The 18,533-nt window shown below is 66.6% G+C and carries 17 protein-coding genes and 1 tRNA gene; 5 read left to right on the plus strand and 13 right to left on the minus strand.

From position 1 onward, the window contains the following. Nucleotides 1-2 precede the first annotated feature (2 nt). The 3 genes from NEF64_RS15405 to NEF64_RS15415 all read right to left on the minus strand — a co-directional run bounded on the left by NEF64_RS15405 (nucleotide 3) and on the right by NEF64_RS15415 (nucleotide 4,501). The gene (locus NEF64_RS15405; protein WP_056405643.1) at nucleotides 3-1,046 is read right to left on the minus strand and encodes an alanine racemase; all 1,044 of its coding nucleotides are present in this window, start codon (nucleotides 1,044-1,046) and stop codon (nucleotides 3-5) included. An 88-nt stretch (nucleotides 1,047-1,134) separates the two neighbouring features. Further along, nucleotides 1,135-3,204 (minus strand): TonB-dependent receptor, encoded by a 2,070-nt coding sequence (locus tag NEF64_RS15410; RefSeq protein ID WP_338112120.1) that lies wholly within the window; start codon nucleotides 3,202-3,204, stop codon nucleotides 1,135-1,137. A gap of 112 nt (nucleotides 3,205-3,316) precedes the next feature. Beyond that, nucleotides 3,317-4,501: an acetyl-CoA C-acyltransferase gene (locus NEF64_RS15415; RefSeq protein WP_056405239.1), complete on the minus strand. Its 1,185-nt coding sequence runs from the start codon at nucleotides 4,499-4,501 to the stop codon at nucleotides 3,317-3,319. Between the two features lie 336 nt (nucleotides 4,502-4,837). On the opposite strand from NEF64_RS15415, the gene NEF64_RS15420 reads away from it, so the two are divergent. After that, complete coding sequence (locus tag NEF64_RS15420) at nucleotides 4,838-5,287, plus strand: hypothetical protein (protein WP_234387580.1); 450 nt, start codon at nucleotides 4,838-4,840, stop codon at nucleotides 5,285-5,287. Further along, complete coding sequence (locus tag NEF64_RS15425; RefSeq protein WP_056405238.1) at nucleotides 5,284-6,033, plus strand: TorF family putative porin; 750 nt, start codon at nucleotides 5,284-5,286, stop codon at nucleotides 6,031-6,033. Before NEF64_RS15420 ends, NEF64_RS15425 begins: the two co-directional genes overlap by 4 nt. Nucleotides 6,034-6,222: 189 nt before the next feature. Here NEF64_RS15425 and NEF64_RS15430 read toward each other — a convergent pair. Then, a tRNA-Val gene (locus NEF64_RS15430) sits at nucleotides 6,223-6,297 on the minus strand. Nucleotides 6,298-6,341: 44 nt separating this feature from the next. After that, nucleotides 6,342-6,719, minus strand: a complete 378-nt coding sequence (gene cpdR, locus NEF64_RS15435; protein WP_031394969.1) for a cell cycle two-component system response regulator CpdR — start codon at nucleotides 6,717-6,719, stop codon at nucleotides 6,342-6,344. Nucleotides 6,720-6,816: 97 nt separating this feature from the next. On the opposite strand from cpdR, the gene NEF64_RS15440 reads away from it, so the two are divergent. After that, a complete protein-coding gene (locus NEF64_RS15440) occupies nucleotides 6,817-7,695 on the plus strand; it encodes an N-formylglutamate amidohydrolase (protein ID WP_082446514.1) in 879 nt (292 codons plus the stop codon). Nucleotides 7,696-8,000: 305 nt separating this feature from the next. Here NEF64_RS15440 and NEF64_RS15445 read toward each other — a convergent pair whose 3' ends face one another. Together NEF64_RS15445 and NEF64_RS15450 are read right to left on the minus strand one after the other, a co-directional pair. Beyond that, nucleotides 8,001-8,768, minus strand: coding sequence for a SapC family protein (locus NEF64_RS15445; protein ID WP_031394972.1), 768 nt, complete (start codon nucleotides 8,766-8,768; stop codon nucleotides 8,001-8,003). A 64-nt stretch (nucleotides 8,769-8,832) separates the two neighbouring features. Continuing rightward, nucleotides 8,833-10,281: an FAD-binding oxidoreductase gene (locus tag NEF64_RS15450; RefSeq protein ID WP_056405234.1), complete on the minus strand. Its 1,449-nt coding sequence runs from the start codon at nucleotides 10,279-10,281 to the stop codon at nucleotides 8,833-8,835. A 66-nt stretch (nucleotides 10,282-10,347) separates the two neighbouring features. Between NEF64_RS15450 and NEF64_RS15455 the strand changes: the two genes are divergently transcribed. Then, the gene (locus tag NEF64_RS15455; protein ID WP_031394973.1) at nucleotides 10,348-10,821 is read left to right on the plus strand and encodes a hypothetical protein; all 474 of its coding nucleotides are present in this window, start codon (nucleotides 10,348-10,350) and stop codon (nucleotides 10,819-10,821) included. A 130-nt stretch (nucleotides 10,822-10,951) separates the two neighbouring features. Continuing rightward, nucleotides 10,952-12,541 (plus strand): DEAD/DEAH box helicase, encoded by a 1,590-nt coding sequence (locus tag NEF64_RS15460; RefSeq protein ID WP_031394974.1) that lies wholly within the window; start codon nucleotides 10,952-10,954, stop codon nucleotides 12,539-12,541. Between the two features lie 213 nt (nucleotides 12,542-12,754). Here NEF64_RS15460 and NEF64_RS15465 read toward each other — a convergent pair whose 3' ends face one another. From NEF64_RS15465 to NEF64_RS15490, 6 genes are all read right to left on the minus strand, one after another. Next, on the minus strand, nucleotides 12,755-13,372 hold the full coding sequence (locus NEF64_RS15465; protein WP_031394975.1) for a glutathione S-transferase family protein: 618 nt from the start codon (nucleotides 13,370-13,372) through the stop codon (nucleotides 12,755-12,757). Between the two features lie 117 nt (nucleotides 13,373-13,489). Then, on the minus strand, nucleotides 13,490-14,359 hold the full coding sequence (locus tag NEF64_RS15470; RefSeq protein ID WP_056405232.1) for a dienelactone hydrolase family protein: 870 nt from the start codon (nucleotides 14,357-14,359) through the stop codon (nucleotides 13,490-13,492). Between the two features lie 35 nt (nucleotides 14,360-14,394). Next, nucleotides 14,395-15,459 (minus strand): MBL fold metallo-hydrolase, encoded by a 1,065-nt coding sequence (locus NEF64_RS15475; RefSeq protein ID WP_031394977.1) that lies wholly within the window; start codon nucleotides 15,457-15,459, stop codon nucleotides 14,395-14,397. A gap of 177 nt (nucleotides 15,460-15,636) precedes the next feature. Further along, nucleotides 15,637-16,314, minus strand: coding sequence for a DUF1013 domain-containing protein (locus NEF64_RS15480; protein WP_081877642.1), 678 nt, complete (start codon nucleotides 16,312-16,314; stop codon nucleotides 15,637-15,639). Nucleotides 16,315-16,425: 111 nt separating this feature from the next. Next, nucleotides 16,426-17,460, minus strand: a complete 1,035-nt coding sequence (locus NEF64_RS15485) for a glycosyltransferase family 4 protein (protein WP_056405231.1) — start codon at nucleotides 17,458-17,460, stop codon at nucleotides 16,426-16,428. Between the two features lie 45 nt (nucleotides 17,461-17,505). Further along, nucleotides 17,506-18,387, minus strand: coding sequence for a UDP-2,3-diacylglucosamine diphosphatase (locus NEF64_RS15490; protein ID WP_031394980.1), 882 nt, complete (start codon nucleotides 18,385-18,387; stop codon nucleotides 17,506-17,508). Nucleotides 18,388-18,533 lie beyond the last annotated feature (146 nt).

Genomic DNA, 18,533 nt, shown 5'->3' on the forward strand with positions numbered 1-18,533 from the left:
CGTCACGCAGATATACGCGGCGCGTCCCAAAGGCGCTGGAACCTGGTGCCCATCGCGGTCAGCAGTTCATATTGCGACATCCCCGACACAACGGCCGCATCCGGCAAGGCTACGTCAAAGGCGATCCAGTCCCCCTCGCTCACAGTCGCCGAGGTCACGTCGATCGCGACGAGATCCATCGAGACCCGGCCGATCACTGCCAGCCGGTCCTGACCATGCCATGCGGTGCCGCAACTGGAAAATCCCCGGAAATACCCGTCGGCATATCCAAGATTGACGACCGCGACATCGGTGTCGGCCTTCGCGGTCCATGTCGCATTATACCCGACCGCGTCGCCGGCGTGCACCCGCCGGACCTGCAGGATCTCCGCCTCGGGATAGACCACCGGCACGATCACGTCGCCCAGTTCCCCTCGCGGCACCCCGCCATACACCGCCAGCCCCGGCCGTGTCAGATCGAACGCATAGTCGTGCCCCAGCGCGATCCCCGCGGAGTTCGCAAGACTCATCCGACGCGCGCCCGTCATGCCCTGCAACGCCGCGAACCGATCGCGCTGTACCGCGTTCATCGCCGCGTCCTCATCAGCGCAGGCGAGATGGCTCATCAACGTCTCGATCGTCAGGTCGTCGAGCAGTCCGTCGGCGATATCCTGCGCAGACACGCCGAGGCGGTTCATCCCCGTGTCGACCATGACGTCGCACGCGCCGCCACCCGCCGCCTTCCAGCGCGCGACCTGTGCCGGCGTGTTGAGCACCGGGCGCGCGACCCCGGCGCGGCCCGCCGCCATGTCCTCGTCGCGGACGCCGTGCAGGACCGACACCGTGAGGCCGAGCGGTGCCAGCTCGACCGCCTCGCGCCAGTTGGAGACGAAGAAGTCGCGACACCCCGCCCCCGCGAGACGCTGCGCGACCTCGACCGCGCCCAGACCATAGCCGTTCGCCTTGACCGCCGCACCGCACGCGGCGCGGCCGCTCATCCGGTCGAGCGTCTGCCAGTTGCGGACGAGAGCGTCGCCGTCGAGGCGCAGGCGGAGCGGGGCGGGGATATCGGTCACCCGCGCGGGATAGAGCGCTCGCGCGGCATCGTCGATGACCTTCCCGCCTGCCCGCCCTCGCCCGGCCCCGATCCGTCTGTTACCGCATGGCGTAGCGCAGCCCGATCCAGAGCGTGCGCGGCGTCGCACGCTCGACGATCGTGCCGCTGCTGATCCCCGCCTCGACAGTTTCATCGAACAGGTTTTCCGCGCGCGCCTCGACGACCAGCGCGCGGGTGATCGGATAGGCCGCATAGGCGTCGAGCGTGGTTGCGGGATCGAGGCTGCGGCTGTTCTGATCGTCGTCGAACTGGCGCGCGACATGGCGCACGGTCAGCGACGCGGCGGCGGCATCGCGGCGCCAGTCGACCGTCGCCGATACCTGGTCGCGCGGCGTCTGGGCCGGACGCAGTCCGTCGAGCGCGATCGCGGCGGCCGAGGCATCAACGGTCGAGTTGACGTGCGACCAAGAGGCCTGGACGCCGACCGGGCCGGGGCGATACGCGGCATCGATCTCGAACCCGTGCGCGCGGATCGCGTCGAGGTTGCGGCGGACGCGCGACGCGCTCGTCGCGGTCGACGAGAGGGTGACGTTGGCGATCGCGTCCTTCAGCCTGTTGTAGAAATAGGTTGCGGCGATGCTGACCCCCGGCGCGGGCGCCAGCGTGACCCCACCCTCGACCCCGGTCAGCCGCTCTGGCGACAGCAGCGCATTGGCCGCGGTCGTGTCGTTGCCGACGCGGAACGGGCGATAGAGTTCGTTGAGCGTCGGCAGCCGCCAGCCGCGATAGCCCGCAACACGCAGCGTAACCGCGTCGACGGGACGATAGGCGATCCCCGCGCGGCCCGTCGTTTCGGTGCCCTCACGATCGGCATAGCGCAGGTCGGTGACCGGCAGCCCGCCGGCAAGCGGTCGTTCCGACAGATAACCCTGGTCGATCGTCCAGCGGTCGATCCGCCCGCCAAGGCTGAACGTCACATCGCCCGCGACGAGACTGCCGTCCGCGAACAGCCCCGACGTGGTCGAACTGCCCCCCGCCTCGCGTCGCCGCGTCGGATTGCCGCCGGCAAAAAAGAACAGCTCCTGCGTCTTGCCGCTGACGTCGCGAATGTCCGCGCCGAGCCGCAGCGTTATCGCCTCACCGAGCGGCGGCAGGAGTTCGAACCGCGCACCGAGCCCGGTCGCGGGCGTATTATACTGGTCGAGCGACTGGGTCGTCGCGCTGCGAGCCGCGTTGATGCTGCCAAAGCTCGAGGCAAAGGCGCGGGTCTGAAGATAACCCAGCAGCGAATAGCCCCAGCGCCCCCGCCCGACGAGTCGCAGGCTGGCATCCGCGCCCTCGCTGCGATTGTCCGTGAAATCGCTGCCGCGGTCGCGCGTGTCGGTGAAGGCGCTCGCGTTCAGCTGCAGTTCGGTGGTCGCGTCGACGGCGATCACCGTGCGCACGGCGCCCGACGCCTGTTCATACGGCGCCGGGCGATCGACCGCGCCGCGCGACCCAGCGACCGTCGGCGTGAAGCCGTCGCCGCGCGCATAGGCCCCCGACACGACCGCGAAACCGCCGTCGCGGACCAGCGCCGCCGAGGCCTGCGCGTCGACCGAATCGCGGCTGCCATAGGCGATACCCGCCTGAAACGGGGTCAGCTGGTCGGGACTGGCGCTTTCGAGCTCGACGGTGCCGGCGAGCGCACCCGGCCCCTGATAGCCGCTGCCGCCGCCACGCGTGACGCGGATCCGGCCCAGCCGGCCCGTCGCATAGGCGGGAAACGCGACCCAGCCGCCGAACGGGTCGGCCTGCGGGACGCCGTCGAACAGCAGCAGCGCGCGGCTCGACGCATTGCCACCAATGCCGCGCAGCGAAATGCCCTGGCTGGTCGGGTTGGCGCTGCGTGAATCCGAGCGGCGGAACTGCTGCAGCCCTGCGACATCGGCGAGCACGGTTTCCAGCCGGTTGCTCGCGCTCGACTGGATGCGGTCGCGCTCGATCGTGACGATGTCATAGGCCCGGTCGCCGGGTACATCCGCCAGGCCGCGCCCGGTGACGACGATCACCGGCGGCGTCTCGGCGACGGGCGATGGGACGACGTTTTGCGCGATGCCCGGCATCGGGAGCGCGAGCGTAAGGAGAAGGACGGCGGGCAGGCGACGCGATCGCGCGATAATGGTCATCGCGGGCTCATGCCAGCATTGCACCGCCGGCGAAAAGCCTCTTTCGCCAAAGACCTGACACCAGGGCAAAGGCGGGGACGCACACGCACTCCCCCGCCCCCGCCGGGCTGGGTCAGATGAGTTCGACCGCGACCGCCGTCGCCTCGCCGCCACCGATGCACAACGCCGCCACGCCCTTGCGCAGACCGCGCGCCTTCAGTGCGGCGACCAGCGTGGCGATGATCCGCGCGCCGCTTGCACCGATCGGATGGCCGAGCGCGGTGGCGCCGCCATTGACGTTCAGCCGGTCGCGCGGGATTGCGAGGTCGCGCATCGCGATCATCGCCACCGTCGCGAACGCCTCGTTGACCTCGAACAGATCAACGTCCCCGACCGACCAGCCCGCACGGTCGAGCACCTTGCGGATCGCCGAGACGGGCGCGGTCGTGAACTGTGCAGGGGCGTGCGCATGCGCGGCGGTCGCGACGATCCGCGCCTCCTGCGCCAGACCCAGCCGCGCGGCGACGCTCGCCCGCGTCAGGACCAGTGCCGCGGCACCGTCCGAAATCGACGCCGAAGTCGCCGCGGTGATCGTGCCGTCCTTGGCAAAGGCGGGGCGCAGGCCCGGGATCTTCTCGGGCTTTGCCTTGCCGGGCTGCTCGTCCTCGACGACCGCGACGTCACCGCCGCGCGTCCTGACCGTCACCGGAACGACCTCGTCGCGGAAATGGCCCCCGGTGACCGCCGCACTCGCCCGCGCGAGGCTTTCGAGCGCGAACGCGTCCTGGTCCGCCCGCGTGAATTGATAGGCCCCCGCCGTGTCCTCGGCGAACGCGCCCATCGGCTTGCCCTTTTCATAGGCATCCTCGAGACCGTCCAGCATCATCGAATCGGAGACGACGTCATGGCCGATCCGCGCGCCGCCGCGATGCTTGGCAAGGAGGAAGGGCGCATTCGTCATGCTTTCCATCCCGCCCGCGACGACCACGTCGACGGTCCCGGCGGCGAGCGCCTCGAACCCCATGATCGCCGCCTGCATTCCGGATCCGCACATCTTGTTGATCGTGGTGGCCTCGACCGAATCGGGAAGCCCCGCACCGAGTGCCGCCTGCCGCGCGGGCGCTTGTCCTAGCCCGGCGGGCAGGACGCAGCCCATATAGATGCGGTCGATCTCCGCCGGATCGACCCGTGCGCGCTCGACAGCCGCCTTGACCGCGGTCGCGCCGAGTTCGGTCGCGGTAACCCCTGACAGCGCCCCCTGGAATCCACCCATCGGCGTGCGGGCATAGCTGGCGATGGTGATCGGATCGTCGGTCATGGTGATCGTTCCTGTAAACGGCATGCGGCGTGCGCCAGTGGACCGGGGCCGGCGTCGCCGCGCACGGGCGCGGACCATACCGGATCATCCAAAGTCGCTGCAACCGACGCTCTGAGCGCCCTGCCATACCCGCCGCGAATGGTGTGTCAACACCACCGCGCCACCGTGGCGCGCTGCCCCGAATTGCCGCACGCAGGACGTCGCACCCCCGGCCCGACGCGGTACCCGCGCAACGAACCGCCAGACGCGCGCGTTTAAGAGACATGGTCAATCGACCGTGCCCAGACTTGGAAGCGTCACCGGCCAGCATAAGCCGGGACCCGAAAGGAGACGAACATGACCCATATGTTGCTCGCTGGCCTCGCGCTCGCGACCGCCGCCACCATGGCCGCACCGACCATCGAACACACCACGCGAGTCGATCATCACAGCGGCCCCGTGGAGGTCCGTTATCGCGGCGCGGTCGTCGTCGAACACCGCCAGATCGGCGCGGTCGCACCCGCGGGGCAATCCTCGACGCTGCGTTGTGCCTGGACCGCCAACATGATCGTCGACCGGCACGCCAAGGCGTCTTCTGGCACGTTGATGACGCGCAACTTCGCGCGCGATGGCGTCGCGGCGGGCCACCAGCCGGGATGGTGCAGCAGCAGCCGCGCCGCGATCGCGCGCGAGGTCGCCGCGAAGACGCGCGACCTCCATCAGGACGTGACCGCGATGGCACAGGAAGACCATGACGTACTCCGCGCCGAACTCGATCAGATCCACGGAGCGTTGGCCGCAGGATGACGCGCCCCTTCACGCATACACTCGCGCTGACCCTGTGCAGCGCAGCAGCGCTTCTACCGGCATCCGTGCACGCACAGGTCGCGCCCTCCGGCGGGGTCGAGGTCGCCACCGACGAAGCACGCCGCGGGCTCAGCTGGAGCGAGGGCCGCGCGGTGCTGTCCGCGGATGCGGCGGCGTCGCTCGGCCGGATCGACGCGACCGCGCGTGTCACGACGCTCCGCAACGCTGACCGCCAGGCGGGCGCCGAAGCGGTCGTCGACGTCATGGTGGCAACGGGGTGGGACCTAGGCGCGGTCACGCTCCGGACGTCCGCGACCGGGCATCTGTTCGCCGGCGCGCGCACCGGGATGGACTATGCGGAGATCGGCGCGTCCGCGCGGTACAGCTATGGTCCGGCCCGTCTGGTCGGCGGGATCGAGTTCGCCCCGTCGCAGGATGCGCTGGGGGGCAGCAACGTCTATCTTTATGCGAATGCCGATGCCGGGATCCCCGGGACGCCCTACACGCTGCTCGCAGGTATCGGGCACTCCTCGGGCACCACGACGGATCCGCTGCGCATACAGCGGCTGCGTCCCGGTGGCAGCTATACCGATTGGCGATTGGGCGTCGAACGCCAGCAGGGGCCGCTGACGCTCGGGGTCGATTATATCGGCACCGACATCGCACGCGCCGATGCGACCGGCCCGTTTGCGGATGCGCGACACAGCGGCGACCGGATCGTCGCCCGCGCGCGGCTGGGCTTCTGATCCCGCGGGAGCGCACTGATCCGCGCTCCCGAGACCGGCCCCCTTGGAGGGCCGTGCTCACGAAGATCCAGAAATGACATGATGGGGTTTGGGAAGCCCGGAAGTCCCTGAGGACATCCTCTGCTTCGAATTATCCCTACCCGGCTTTCTGTCTACAAAGACGAGAAAGACCGGGTAGGGTCAATTCCATGGTGGGCGTGGCAAGGATTGAACTTGCGACCCCTGCGATGTCAACACAGTGCTCTACCACTGAGCTACACGCCCGCCGGAGCGCTCCACTAGCCGCGCTTATCGCGGGGCGCAAGCGCTCAATTGAAGCTTGTTGCATTATCCATCTCGAACAGCCGATCGACCTCGGCCACCAGGTCGCGGAGATGGAAGGGTTTGGACAGCACGCGCGCCTGCGGCATCGTCTTGCCCGCCTTCAGCGTGACCGCCGCAAAGCCGGTGATGAACATGACGCGGAGGTTCTTGCAGAGCTCGCCAGCACGCTGTGCCAGCTCGATGCCGTCCATCTCCGGCATCACGATATCGGTCAGCAACAGGTCGAACGTCTCGGTCTCAAGCAGCGGAATCGCCGCGGTGCCACGGTCGACCGCGGTCACCGCATACCCCGATCGCTGCAGGGCGCGGGTAAGATATTCGCGCATGACCTGATCATCCTCGGCCAGCAGGATTCGCAACATCGATATATTCCCGTGATTTAGCGGTCCGTTACTCCATAAGCAGTTAAGATTTCCAGATCGTTTGCCCGTTCATGCAATGCGCCCTACGCTTTTCCGCATGCAGTCTCCTTCGTTCACGCGCTTCGGCGACCTGCCGCCTGCCAGCCCGGTGGTGATGTCGGTACCGCATGCCGGTCGCGACTATCCGCCCGCCTTGCGCGAGGCGTTACGCGTCCCGTTCGACACCGTGGTGGCGCTCGAGGACCGTCATATCGACATCGTCGCCACCCGGGCACGGACGGTCGAGACGATGATCGTGCAGACCCGGGCACGCGCCTGGATCGACCTGAACCGCAGCGAGGCCGAACGTGATCCGCGCGTGGACGAGGGGGCGAACCCGATGGCGCAGCCTCAACCCTCCGCCAAGCTGCGAAGCGGCCTCGGCCTGGTGCCGCGTCGGGCAGCCGCCGCGCCCGACCTCTGGCGGCGCCGGTTTACCGACGCGGACATCTCCAGCCGGATCGCCAACGACCACCGCCCCTATCATGACGCGGTGCACGACGCGCTGGCTGCAGCGCAGGCGCGGTTCGGGATCGCAATCCTCCTCGACGTCCATTCGATGCCGCCGCTCTCGGCGGCGGGCGTACCGGGCGGCAGCCCGCCCCGGATCGTGCTGGGGGACCGTTTCGGCCGCAGCGCCGATCCGCGCTTCCTAGCCTGCCTCGAGGCCGAGATCGCGGACACAGGCCTCCCCTTTGCCCGCAACGCGCCCTATGCCGGGGGGCATATCCTCGAACGGCATGCGCGTCCCACCACGGGGATCCACGCGATCCAGCTGGAATTTGATCGGTCGCTCTATCTCGATCGCCAGTTCGACGGGCTGGGCACCGGCGTGGATGCGACGGTGCGGCTGCTCAAGGCGCTTCTCACGGCCTTGACGAACGAGGCTCTTGCCATGGGCGCATCGGCCACCACCCGGGCCGCAGCCGCCGAATAAGGGCCAGCGCCAGCGACACCAGTTCCCCGCAGCGGGATCCCAGCTCGGCACATAAAAAAACCACCCCGTGCGCGAAGCACGAGGTGGCCAAGGTTCAGGGAGGAGGCACGCTAGAAGCGTGCCGTACGACGCCGCGAAAGGGGGGGACACGGTGCCGTACAGGTCTAAAATGGGCGAGCGGGATTTTGGTTCAACCCCGACGCGAAAAATTCTGCGCCGCAACGATCGTAGCCCGGGATCCCGGCGCGAGCGACCGGCATCCGGTGCGCCGACCGACCGCGCTGCGATCGGTCGGCGCGGACGGATCAGCCGCCGAGCTGCGGCAGCGGCGTCTTGCCGAGCTGAACCTGGCGCGCAAAGATGTCGCGCATCAGCGCGAGCGAGAACAGGTGGGCGTACAGCAGCGGCAGCATGCCCGACTTGCTGATCTTGCGCAGCGCATCGCCGCGCAGGTCGATCAGCTTCTCCTCGTTGACCATCTGGAACCCGCGATAGACGAAGGGCTGCTCGGCACCGTCGGGCTGGATCGAGACTTCGCCGTCCATCAGCAGGCCGAGTTCGCGCAGCTCCTTCATGAAGTTCTGCGTGCGCGCGCCGGCCTGTTCGAACGATTCATTGAACGCCAGGATCGACTTGGTGACCTCGGTCGGCGCGCCATCCGCGAACAGCGCGTCGCCCTCGTCGAACGCACCGAGCGCATCGGAGGTCGGATCGAAGCAGAGCGACAGCTCCTGCGCATCGGGATGCAGCCGCGCGAGCATGTACGGATAGCGGCGGATATAGGCGGGAACGTAGAAGGTGTTCTCGGTCAGCTTGCCGTCGTCGCCGATGAAGACGTTGACGCCCTCGTTGAGGCCCATCAGCGCCAGCGGGATCGCATCGTCGCCGACCGAGAAGACGATCGGCATGTGACGCTGCACCAGCGGGAATTCGTCGACGGTGATCGGGATCGCATGCTGGCCGACGAGGAACGGCGCGCTCTCCTGCGGGCGGACCTTGTAATCGGCGTGCGTGTCGCTCGAAAGCGGCTCCAGGCCGTTGTAGAAGAGCGGAAGCTGCGGTGCGCTGGCCATCATGTATCTCCAGTGTTTCGTCAGAGGATCTGGGCGGCAGGACGCCGGCGATTGGCGCGAGGCTCTATGGCGTGACGCCTGCCCGTGCAAGCGTGACGAGCTTGCCGGGGTTCAGCAGCCCGTGCGGATCGAATGCGGTCTTCACCGCGCGCAGGATCGTCAGCCGTGCGGGCGACGACAACCGCTCCAGCTCGCCAATCTTCATCTGGCCGATCCCGTGCTCTGCGGAGATCGATCCTCCGGCCGCGACGACCAGATCGTCGACGAAGCGCGTCACGACCGGCGCATCCTCGGCATACCAGCGCGCGGGATCGGTGCCCTGCGGGGCGCGGACGTGAAAATGGACATTGCCGTCGCCCAGATGGCCGAACCCGCTGGCATGCGTACCGGGAAACCGCGCGTTGCAGGCCCGCGCGGCATCGATCATGAAGCGCGGCATCGTCTCGACCGGGACCGAGATGTCATGCTGGGTGGCGGGGCCGAGCGCACGCTCGGCCGCGGACAGGGAATCACGGATCCGCCAGAATGCCGCGGCCTGCGCCTCGCTGGCGGCGATCACGGCATCCTCGGCCTGCCCTGCCTCCAGCGCGGCGCCCAGCAGCCGTTCGAGCAGCGCCGCGGGGGTCTCGCCGTCCATGGACGGTGCGGTTGCCTCGATCAGGACATGCCAGGCATGGTCGCCGTCGAGCGGGGGACGCGTCCCCGGGAGATGCGCGACCGCTGCCGCTAGCGTTTCACGCGGCAGGATCTCGAAGCTTTCGACACGGTCAGTCGCCGCCTGCAAGCGGCGGAGCAGCCGGAGCGCGCTGTCAGGTCCGGAGACCCCGACCCAGGCGACCGCGCGTGCGGCCACGGCTGGCACCAGCCGCAATGTGGCTGCGGTGACGATCGCCAGCGTTCCCTCGGATCCGACCAGCAGCTGATCGATGTCGTAGCCGCGATTGTCCTTCTTCAGCGCAGACAGGCCGTCATGGACGCTGCCGTCGAGCAGCACCGCCTCGACGCCTGCGACCAGCCCGCGCATCGTCCCGAACCGCAGCACCTGCGTGCCGCCGGCATTGGTCGAGACCAGGCCGCCGATCGTCGCGCTGCCGCGGGCACCGAGCGTCAGCGGGAAGCGCTGGCCGGCCGCCTGTGCGGCGTCGTCGAGATCGGCGAGAATAGCGCCTGCCTCCACCACCGCGAGGCCTGCCTCGGCATCGATCGACCGGATGCGGTTGAGACGGCGCAGCGACAGCAGGGCGGCACGGCCATCGGCGGGCGGCGTCGCCCCGCCGACCATCGACGTGTTGCCGCCCTGCGGTACCAACGGGACGCGGAACGCCAGCGCGGCCTGGGCGATCGCCGATACCTCGGCAACCGACGACGGAGCGAACATCAGCGGGGCTGCACCGTGGAACCGGCCGCGCCAGTCCTCGAGCCAGGGGGCGATATCGGCGGCATCGGTGACGATGGACTTGCGCTCGAGCTGCGGGGCAAGCGCGTCGAGCATCTGTGTCTGTTCGGGCGTCATGACAGCGCCGCTAAGCGCAATTCACCTCCCGTTCAACGATCGCGGTTAACGCTGCTTAGCGACATCATGATTCACCCTGCGCTTCCCGCCTCCCTCCTCGCCCTCACCGCCCCCCTCGCGGCCGTGGCGAACCCCGCCGTGCCAACGCGCGCGCGCGTCGAGATCACGCAGGTCTCGATCCACGAGCGGATCATCATCCGCGTCCCCCGCATGTTCAGGCGATCGGCCCAACCCGTCGGTAGCGCGCCCTTGTCGAAGCCGCGCGAGTGGAAGGAGCGCAAGGGGCCCAAATGCGTCGCCGTCGCGGAGATAGCGGGCGCCTTTCTCGGCCAGCCGGGCTCGGTCGATCTCGTCATGCAGGACGGCACGCGATTGCGCGCGAAGCTTGATGGCGACTGCAAACCACTCGACTATTATCCGGGCTTTTACCTGCGGCCGAGCGGTGACGGTCTGATATGTCGCGATCGCGACGCGATTCGCATGCGGTCCGGGGCGCGCTGCGAAATCGATGACTTCAAGACGCTGAAGCTCAAGCAATAGACAAGACCGCTGGGGTGATGTGCGACTTTCGTCGTGTCGCCACCCGCTTTCCTTGACATTTTGCTGGAAATCCGCGAGCGGCGGGGCGCTTGAGGGAATAATGCGCGCCCTCCTTTTCCCGGACATATAAATGAGCTTTGCCGATCTCGGCCTTTCCGAAGAACTCCTGAAGGCGGTCACTGACGCCGGCTATACCGAGCCGACGCCGATCCAGGCCGGCGCGATCCCTTCGGTTCTCATGATGCGTGACATCATCGGCATCGCCCAGACGGGCACCGGCAAGACCGCGTCGTTCGTGCTGCCGATGATCGACATTCTCGCCCATGGCCGCAGCCGCGCCAGGATGCCGCGCTCGCTGATCCTCGAGCCGACCCGTGAACTTGCCGCGCAGGTTGCCGAAAACTTCGAGAAATACGGCGTCAATTCGCATCTCTCGATGGCGCTGCTCATTGGTGGCGTGTCGATGGGCGACCAGCTCGCCGCGCTCGAAAAGGGCGTCGACGTCCTGATCGCGACGCCGGGCCGGCTGATGGACCTGTTCGGTCGCGGCAAGATCATGCTCAACGGCTGTTCGCTGCTGGTCATCGACGAGGCGGACCGGATGCTCGACATGGGGTTCATCCCCGACATCGAGGAAATCTGCACCAAGCTGCCCAAGTCGCGCCAGACGCTGCTGTTCTCGGCAACTATGCCGCCGCCGATCAAGAAGCTGGCGGACAAGTTTCTCTCGAACCCCAAGACGATCGAGGTCTCGCGCCCTGCATCGACCAACCTCAACATCAAGCAGTATCTGGTCCCGGTCGCCAGCCAGACCGCGAAGCGCGAGACACTGCGCCGGATCCTGGCGCAGGACGAGGTCACCAACGCGATCATCTTCTGCAATCGCAAGACGACCGTGCGCGACCTCAACAAGGTGTTGAAGCAGGCGGGTTACAAATCAGGTGAAATCCATGGCGACATGGAGCAGCCCCAGCGTCTCGCCGAACTGGACCTGTTCAAGAACGGTGCGGTGACGATCCTCGTCGCCTCGGACGTCGCCGCACGTGGTCTGGACATCAAAGGCGTGTCGACCGTCTTCAACTATGACGCGCCATGGCATCCCGACGATTATGTCCACCGGATCGGCCGCACGGGCCGTGCGGGCGCAACGGGCACAGCCTATACCTTCGTCGCACCCGACGATTCCGAGAATATCCAGAATATCGAAAAGCTGACGGGCCAGACGATCGAGCGGTTGAAGCTGTCCGAGCCGAGAGCGCTGGCTCCGGCGGCTACCGCGCCGTTCGAGAGCGATGAAGAGCTGCCACCGCGGCGCGAGCGGTCGCGGACCCGGCGGGTGCCGCGTGCCGATGTGGTTGCCCATGCCGTCGAGGACGCAGTGATGGCTGCCGCCGAAATCGCAGCGCCCTTGCCCGCCGCGACGCCGAAACCGTCGCGCTGGGCTCGGACGCCGATTGACGAACCGGTCCCTGCCGCACAGCCTGCGCTTCCCCGTGTTGCTCCGGCAATGCCCATCGCGCCGGTCGCGGAACGTCCTGCCGCGGTCCCGGTGCCGACAGTGCCGCCAGCACCGTCGACCGCCATGCCCGAGCAGGCACGCGAGCCAAAGGTCGATCCCGTGCGGGCCACCCGCCGCAGTACCGTGCCCGACGCGCCGGTTGACGGGTGGAACGGCCCCTTCCCCAGCTTCCTGAATGCCGTGATTGGCGGATACGAGTGATGCCGAGAACTTAGCTTCAGGCTTACCCACTATAGGAGCGATAACGACACAAGCGCGCTTTCCGTTTTGATCGTCGATCCACGGAGCGATCGCCTTGGTAGTACGGGGGCACGTGGCCGAACTGACGAATGCCCGCGCGATGGGGCCACAGGCGCTGACGGGTTAGCTCGCGTCTGGGCCGCCTGATCGGGCATTCGACCTCCTAGCGCAACCTCATGACGCCATCTTGGCCATAGCGTCATCATCCAGCGTTGCTGCCCGCCGATAGGCCGCGCGTTCGGTCAGGCGGGCGGCATAGGCCTCGAATGCTGCAAGCTTCGGCATCGTGCCGAACTGTAATCCCCATATGACCTGGGCACCGACATAGACATCGGCTGCCGTGAAGCGTTCGCCCGCGATATAGGTATGCGCCGCAACGGCATGCTCAAGTCCTGCGATGGCGGCGTCATAGGTCCCATAACCGACCATCCGCTGCTGCGTCTCGGTCGGGACCACGCCGAGCGATCGGTTGGTGATTGCCGCCTCCAAAGGCCCGGCCGCGTAAAATAGCCATCGATAATAGTCGGCCCGCTCGTCGGCCGTCGGCGCCAATTGCGCCTCGGGCACGGCGTCGGCCAGATAGGCGCAGATCGCGCCGCATTCGGTAACGACGTGGCCGTCATGGACAATAGCCGGCACCTTGCCCATCGGATTGACCGAAAGATAGGACGCCGCCTTCATCGTTGTCGCATAATCGAGCATTACCGTATCGTAAGCCGCCCCGGTCTCCTCGAGCATCCAGCGAGCAATACGTCCCCGCGACATCGGATTCGAATACAGCGTCAACGTCATGGCTCGCCCCTCAAGAACATAGAGTGAACGATGGTCTCATGGCGATGCCATGCCGTCAAGATGCGATCGCGGCTCGCACCCAGCGGGTTGTGCCGTCGAACGAAGCAGCGATGAATCTTACGCCAGCGCCGTCGCGAACAGCGCGAGCATGCGGCCCCACGCACGGTCCGCCTGCACCGGATTATAGACTTTGCTGTCGGGCGGGCACCATCCGTGCATCGTTTGCGGATAGACCTCGATTTCGGCCGGACGTTTCGCTGTCGCGAAGGCCGCCCGCAGCACGTCCTTCTCGGTCGGTGCGCGCGCATCATCGTTCGCCGCTATCGCGATCAGATAGCTGCCTTTCAGTGCAGGGATCAGCCGGTGCGGGCTATCGGGTGTGTCGGTCACAAACCCACCGCCGTGAAACGTCGCCCCCGCGCGGATGCGTCCCGATACCGCAGCAGCGGTGCGGATTACCATCGGCCCGCCCATGCAATAGCCGGTGGTCGCCAGCCCGCGCTTGCGATCCACCTGCGGTTGCGCATCCAGGAACGCGGTGAAGGATTTGGCGTCACGGACCGTACCCTCGGGTGTAAGCGCGTCACGAAAGGGTGCAATTCGAGCGCGGACGGCCGGCTGGTCGTAGGATTCACCGGGGCTAAGGAACGGCGCCTTGGTCGACCGATAGAACTGATTGACGACAAGGACGGCATAACCCGACTGCGCGAGTCGATCGGCCATCTGACGGAACGCGGGGCGCAGACCCATGATGTCCGGCCAGACAAGCACGCCCGGATGAGTCCCGGTGGCCGGCGCGACGAAATAGGCGTCAGCCTGACCATCGGGCGTCTTGATCGAGACCTCGCGTCCGCTGATCGGCTTCGCATCGGCCGGCACGGGCAACAGCATCGCGAGGCCTGCGGCCCCGGTCATCACGCCGAACTGGCGCCGCGACATGGCGGCGAGATAGTGTTCGTTATCGTCTGCGGTATGCTCGTCGCACATGGGGCCTCTCCTGCCGGCTTTGATCTGATGCTAGCTCACGTTGCGCGCCACCACCACACGCCATCGACACTGTCCCGAACGGCGCGACCCTCGACCTCGAGCCGACGCAGATGCGCGAGCGCTTCACCCGTCGCCATGCCGAGCAGATCGGGGCCGATTGCGCGCCGGAACAGCCGTCCGAAACACTCGACCGCACGACGCGGCTCGGCGAGAAAGGCAGCGAGTTCGTCGAGCCGTTCGCGGTGCTCACGATCCATCGCGTCAAGCCTGATATGAAGACCAGTAAACGGATCGCCATGCCCCGGCAGGACCAGCAGATCTGCGGGCAATGTCTTCAGCCGGGCGATCGCGGCAAACCATTCGCCCAGCGGATCCGCATGCGGCTCGGTGATGCCCAAAGAGATATTGGGGCTGATACGGGGCAGAACCTGATCCCCGGCAATCAGGATGCCCGATGCTTCGTTGAGAAGGCATGCATGCTCTGGGCTGTGGCCCGACCCGATCACGACCCGCCAGTCATCGCGCCCTACCGTCAACACGTCACCGTCGGTGATCCGCGTGTAACCTAAGGGAAGCGGCGTGATGATCTTGCGGAATCCCGCCCACCCCTTCGCACTGGCATGCGCGATCTGCGTACTGTCCCAGCCCGCACCGCGCCAGAATGCCAGCATTTCGGCGGGAACGGCATCCCTGGCATCAGCGGCCAGCATTCGTGCGGTCAGCCATTCGCCCCGGGTCATGACGAGCGCCGCGTCGTGCGTTTCGCATAGCCAACCAGCGAGGCCGATATGATCGGGATGAAAATGCGTGCCGATCACGCGGGTGATGCGGACGCCCGACTTCGGCCCTGCCAGGATTGCGGTCCACGCGTCGCGAGCTTCCGGCGTATTCATGCCCGTATCGACGAGCGCGTCGCCGTCGCCGTCGGCGAGCATCCAGCAGTTCACGTGGCGCAGCGGACCGGGAATTTTGAGGCGTACCCAGTCAACGCCGGGAGCGATGCGAAATACGTTACCGGGTTCGGGCTCGCGGTGGCCAAAGGGGTAGACCAGCCCCTTGTGTGTTAGCGGTTCATCCTGTGCAGCCGGCAGCGACGTCATGTACCGCAGGTAGCAACCACTAGGCGCCAGAGATAGTCCCTGGGCCGACACGCGCATCAGCCATGCCGCGTGCCCTCAATGCCCTGTGTCGCCGGCCATCCCCGCGCCGTCAGGACCGCAAACCTGTTTGATAGCTCGTACCGGCCCCGCACCGCGCCACGCGGGGACCGGGAACGTTCAGCGCTTGAAGGGGTCGTCGAACAGCGGCTTGACCGGCAGGACACCGCCGTCTGCGACGAACTGCGCGTCCGCCGCTGCCTGCGTACGCTCGTTACGAAGCTGCTCGAGCAGCGCCTCACGATCACCTTCGAGACGCGTGTCGGTCGGTGCTTCCATACCCGCCGCCTTGGCGGCCTTGGCAACCGCGGCGTCGAGTTCGCGCTGCGACGTCAGGCCGAGCGTGACCGGATCCTTTGGCGTGATGTTGGCGATGTTCCAGTGGCTACGGTCACGGATCGCGGCGATCGTCGTGCGCGTCGTGCCGATCAGCAACGAGATTGCGCCATCTGTGATCTCGGGATGATTGCGGATAATCCAGGCAATGCCATCGGGCTTGTCCTGACGCTTAGACACCGGCGTGTAACGCGGGCCCTTGGTCCGGCGGACCTGCTCGGGACCCTTGATCATCTTAAGCTGATAATCGGGGTCGGCCGCGCCCTTGTCGATCTCGTCCTGCGTGACCTCATGCGCGCGGACGGGATCACGCCCCGTCAGCTTGGTCGACGTGGTGTCGTCGGCGATCGCCTGGATCTCGAGAATGTGCAGACCGCAAAAATCTGCGATCTGTTCGAAACTGAGCGCAGTGTTGTCGACCATCCAAGCGGCGGTCGCATGGGGCATGAGCGGCTGGGCCACGGCGGAAACTCCGTAAAAATAGAAAGGGCCGCCCCTTTCGGAGCGGCCTGACATGACACACGACTTAGTGCGCCCATGGCTAACAGGCAAGCGCGCGATCGTCGCGTCGCATCATGCCGCCATGCGCGGTCGATCGAGTGGACGGGCAAGCGGAACAAGGGCACGCAGAAACTGGCGCGCACTTGCGGGCCAGCTGTACCGGGCAGCATAGGCGGCGCAGGCGACGGGATCGCGAGTCAGTGCCGCCGCGATCGCTTCGTCGAGATCCTCATGCATCACGCCAACGCGCGGGTCGAGTACGTCGATCGGGCCGGCGACGGGATAGGCCGCAACCGGCGTCCCGCACGCGAGCGCCTCGATCATGACCAGCCCGAAGGTGTCGGTCCGGCTGGGAAAGACGAGGACGTCCGCGGTACGATAGGCCGCCGCCAGCCCTTGTCCGTCACGCTGGCCAAGAAACACGGCATCGGGGAAGCGACGTGCAAGCGTGGCGCGCGCGGGTCCGTCGCCGACGACGACCTTCGTTCCCCTATGCGCGGACGACAGGAAGGCCTCGACATTCTTCTCGACGGCGACGCGCCCGACATAGAGCAGGATCGGGCCGGGCAGCGCCGCCATCTCCGGATCGCGGGCGCCGTCCAGCCCGAATTGTGCAAAATCGACGCCTCGCCCCCATTCGCGAATCTGATGCAGGCCCTGTGCAGTAAGTGTTGTTGCGACGGAGGGGGTGGAGACCAGGATCGACTCGGCGGGACGATGGAACCAACGAATATAGCGCCATATCCAGGCGGGGTTCGCACCCGTCCGTGCCGCGATGTAATCGGGAAACTGGGTATGATAGGCAGTTGTGAACGGCAAATCTCGAGCCAGGCACCAGGTTCTTGCGGCGAGGCAGACCGGACCTTCCGTCGCGAGGTGTATCGCATCGGCGCCAAAGCTTTCGAGCAATCGTCCGACTGCGCCCGACCGTGCAAAGGCCAGCCGAATCTCGGGATAGGTCGGACACGGCATCGAGGCGAACTGCGCGGGGGATATGATCAACACTTGATGACCCGTCACTTCGAGTTCCCGCCGGACGGACTGCAGGGTGCGAACCACGCCGTTGACTTGCGGGCTCCAGGCATCGGTGACGATCGCGATACGCATCGGGGTCTCCTTGGGTAACCGCGGCATGAGCCGAATTGACGTGGGTCAGGCGGCCAGCGTGACGATGTTATCGACCTCACGCGCGGCGATTTCGTCTGCCCAGTGAAGCAGTTCCATCCGCCCGTCGAAATGCTCGACAAGCGCGGTGCAGCCTTCGACCCAGTCGCCGTCATTATAATAGGCAACGCCGGCGATATCGCGCATTTCCGCCGTATGGATGTGTCCGCACACGACGCCGTCGACCCCCCGCACGCCGGCCGCGTGCGCGACGACTTCTTCGAAATGCGATATGAAGGCGACCGCGTTCTTGACCTTGGCCTTGGCGTGTTTCGAGAGCGACCAATAGGGCATGCCGAGGCGTCGGCGCGCGCCATTCACCCACCGGTTGAGCCCCATGAGCAATGTGTACGCCGCATCCCCAATATGCGCGACCCAGCGATGCGCCAGCGTGATAGCGTCGAACTCGTCACCGTGCAGAACCAGCAGGCGGCGGCCGTCGGCGGTCTCGTGGATCGCCTTGCGCCGGATCGAGATCCCACCGAAGTCGAGCCCCGAATATTGCCGGAACACCTCGTCATGGTTGCCCGGAATATAGACGACCCGCGTACCGCGCTTCGCGCGCTTGAGCAGCCGCCACAGCACGTCGTTATGCGCCGCCGGCCAGTAGAATTTCTTCTTCAATCGCCAGCCATCGATCATGTCGCCGACCAGGAACATCGTCTCGCTGTCGACATGGTCGAGAAAGTCGTTGAGCATCGCCGCGTTGCAGCCACGCGTGCCGAGATGGACGTCGGAAATCCAGATCGTGCGATATTGCCGCCGGTCGACCACGCGTTCGGGCACAACGGGTCGCGAATGGATGAAGTCCGCGATGTCCGCCACATCGGCTATCGGCAACGCGTCGGTTGGAAACGTGACGATGTCCATCGGCCTGCCCCGCAAATCTGTTCGTTGCGGTCCTGTCTAGCGGCGCAATATGACATGGCAGTCGCAGTCCGGTGACTATTCTAAGTCATCGGACGACGCACAGCCTCCGTCACGAATACGGAGGCGGCTCGGGGACAGCCTGGTTA

The sequence above is a fragment of the Sphingomonas aerolata genome, from assembly GCF_023935825.1.
Classification (GTDB): domain Bacteria; phylum Pseudomonadota; class Alphaproteobacteria; order Sphingomonadales; family Sphingomonadaceae; genus Sphingomonas; species Sphingomonas aerolata.

Coding starts and splice junctions, on each gene's coding strand:
- NEF64_RS15455 (WP_031394973.1), top strand. CDS start 10,348: ATGATTCACCCTGCGCTTCCCGCCTCCCTCCTCGCCCTCACCGCCCCC.
- cpdR (WP_031394969.1), bottom strand. CDS start 6,719: ATGTTGCGAATCCTGCTGGCCGAGGATGATCAGGTCATGCGCGAATAT.
- NEF64_RS15460 (WP_031394974.1), top strand. CDS start 10,952: ATGAGCTTTGCCGATCTCGGCCTTTCCGAAGAACTCCTGAAGGCGGTC.
- NEF64_RS15475 (WP_031394977.1), bottom strand. CDS start 15,459: ATGACGTCGCTGCCGGCTGCACAGGATGAACCGCTAACACACAAGGGG.
- NEF64_RS15470 (WP_056405232.1), bottom strand. CDS start 14,359: ATGTGCGACGAGCATACCGCAGACGATAACGAACACTATCTCGCCGCC.
- NEF64_RS15450 (WP_056405234.1), bottom strand. CDS start 10,281: ATGACGCCCGAACAGACACAGATGCTCGACGCGCTTGCCCCGCAGCTC.
- NEF64_RS15490 (WP_031394980.1), bottom strand. CDS start 18,387: ATGGACATCGTCACGTTTCCAACCGACGCGTTGCCGATAGCCGATGTG.
- NEF64_RS15465 (WP_031394975.1), bottom strand. CDS start 13,372: ATGACGTTGACGCTGTATTCGAATCCGATGTCGCGGGGACGTATTGCT.
- NEF64_RS15485 (WP_056405231.1), bottom strand. CDS start 17,460: ATGCGTATCGCGATCGTCACCGATGCCTGGAGCCCGCAAGTCAACGGC.
- NEF64_RS15440 (WP_082446514.1), top strand. CDS start 6,817: ATGCAGTCTCCTTCGTTCACGCGCTTCGGCGACCTGCCGCCTGCCAGC.
- NEF64_RS15415 (WP_056405239.1), bottom strand. CDS start 4,501: ATGACCGACGATCCGATCACCATCGCCAGCTATGCCCGCACGCCGATG.
- NEF64_RS15445 (WP_031394972.1), bottom strand. CDS start 8,768: ATGGCCAGCGCACCGCAGCTTCCGCTCTTCTACAACGGCCTGGAGCCG.
- NEF64_RS15420 (WP_234387580.1), top strand. CDS start 4,838: ATGACCCATATGTTGCTCGCTGGCCTCGCGCTCGCGACCGCCGCCACC.
- NEF64_RS15410 (WP_338112120.1), bottom strand. CDS start 3,204: ATGACCATTATCGCGCGATCGCGTCGCCTGCCCGCCGTCCTTCTCCTT.
- NEF64_RS15425 (WP_056405238.1), top strand. CDS start 5,284: ATGACGCGCCCCTTCACGCATACACTCGCGCTGACCCTGTGCAGCGCA.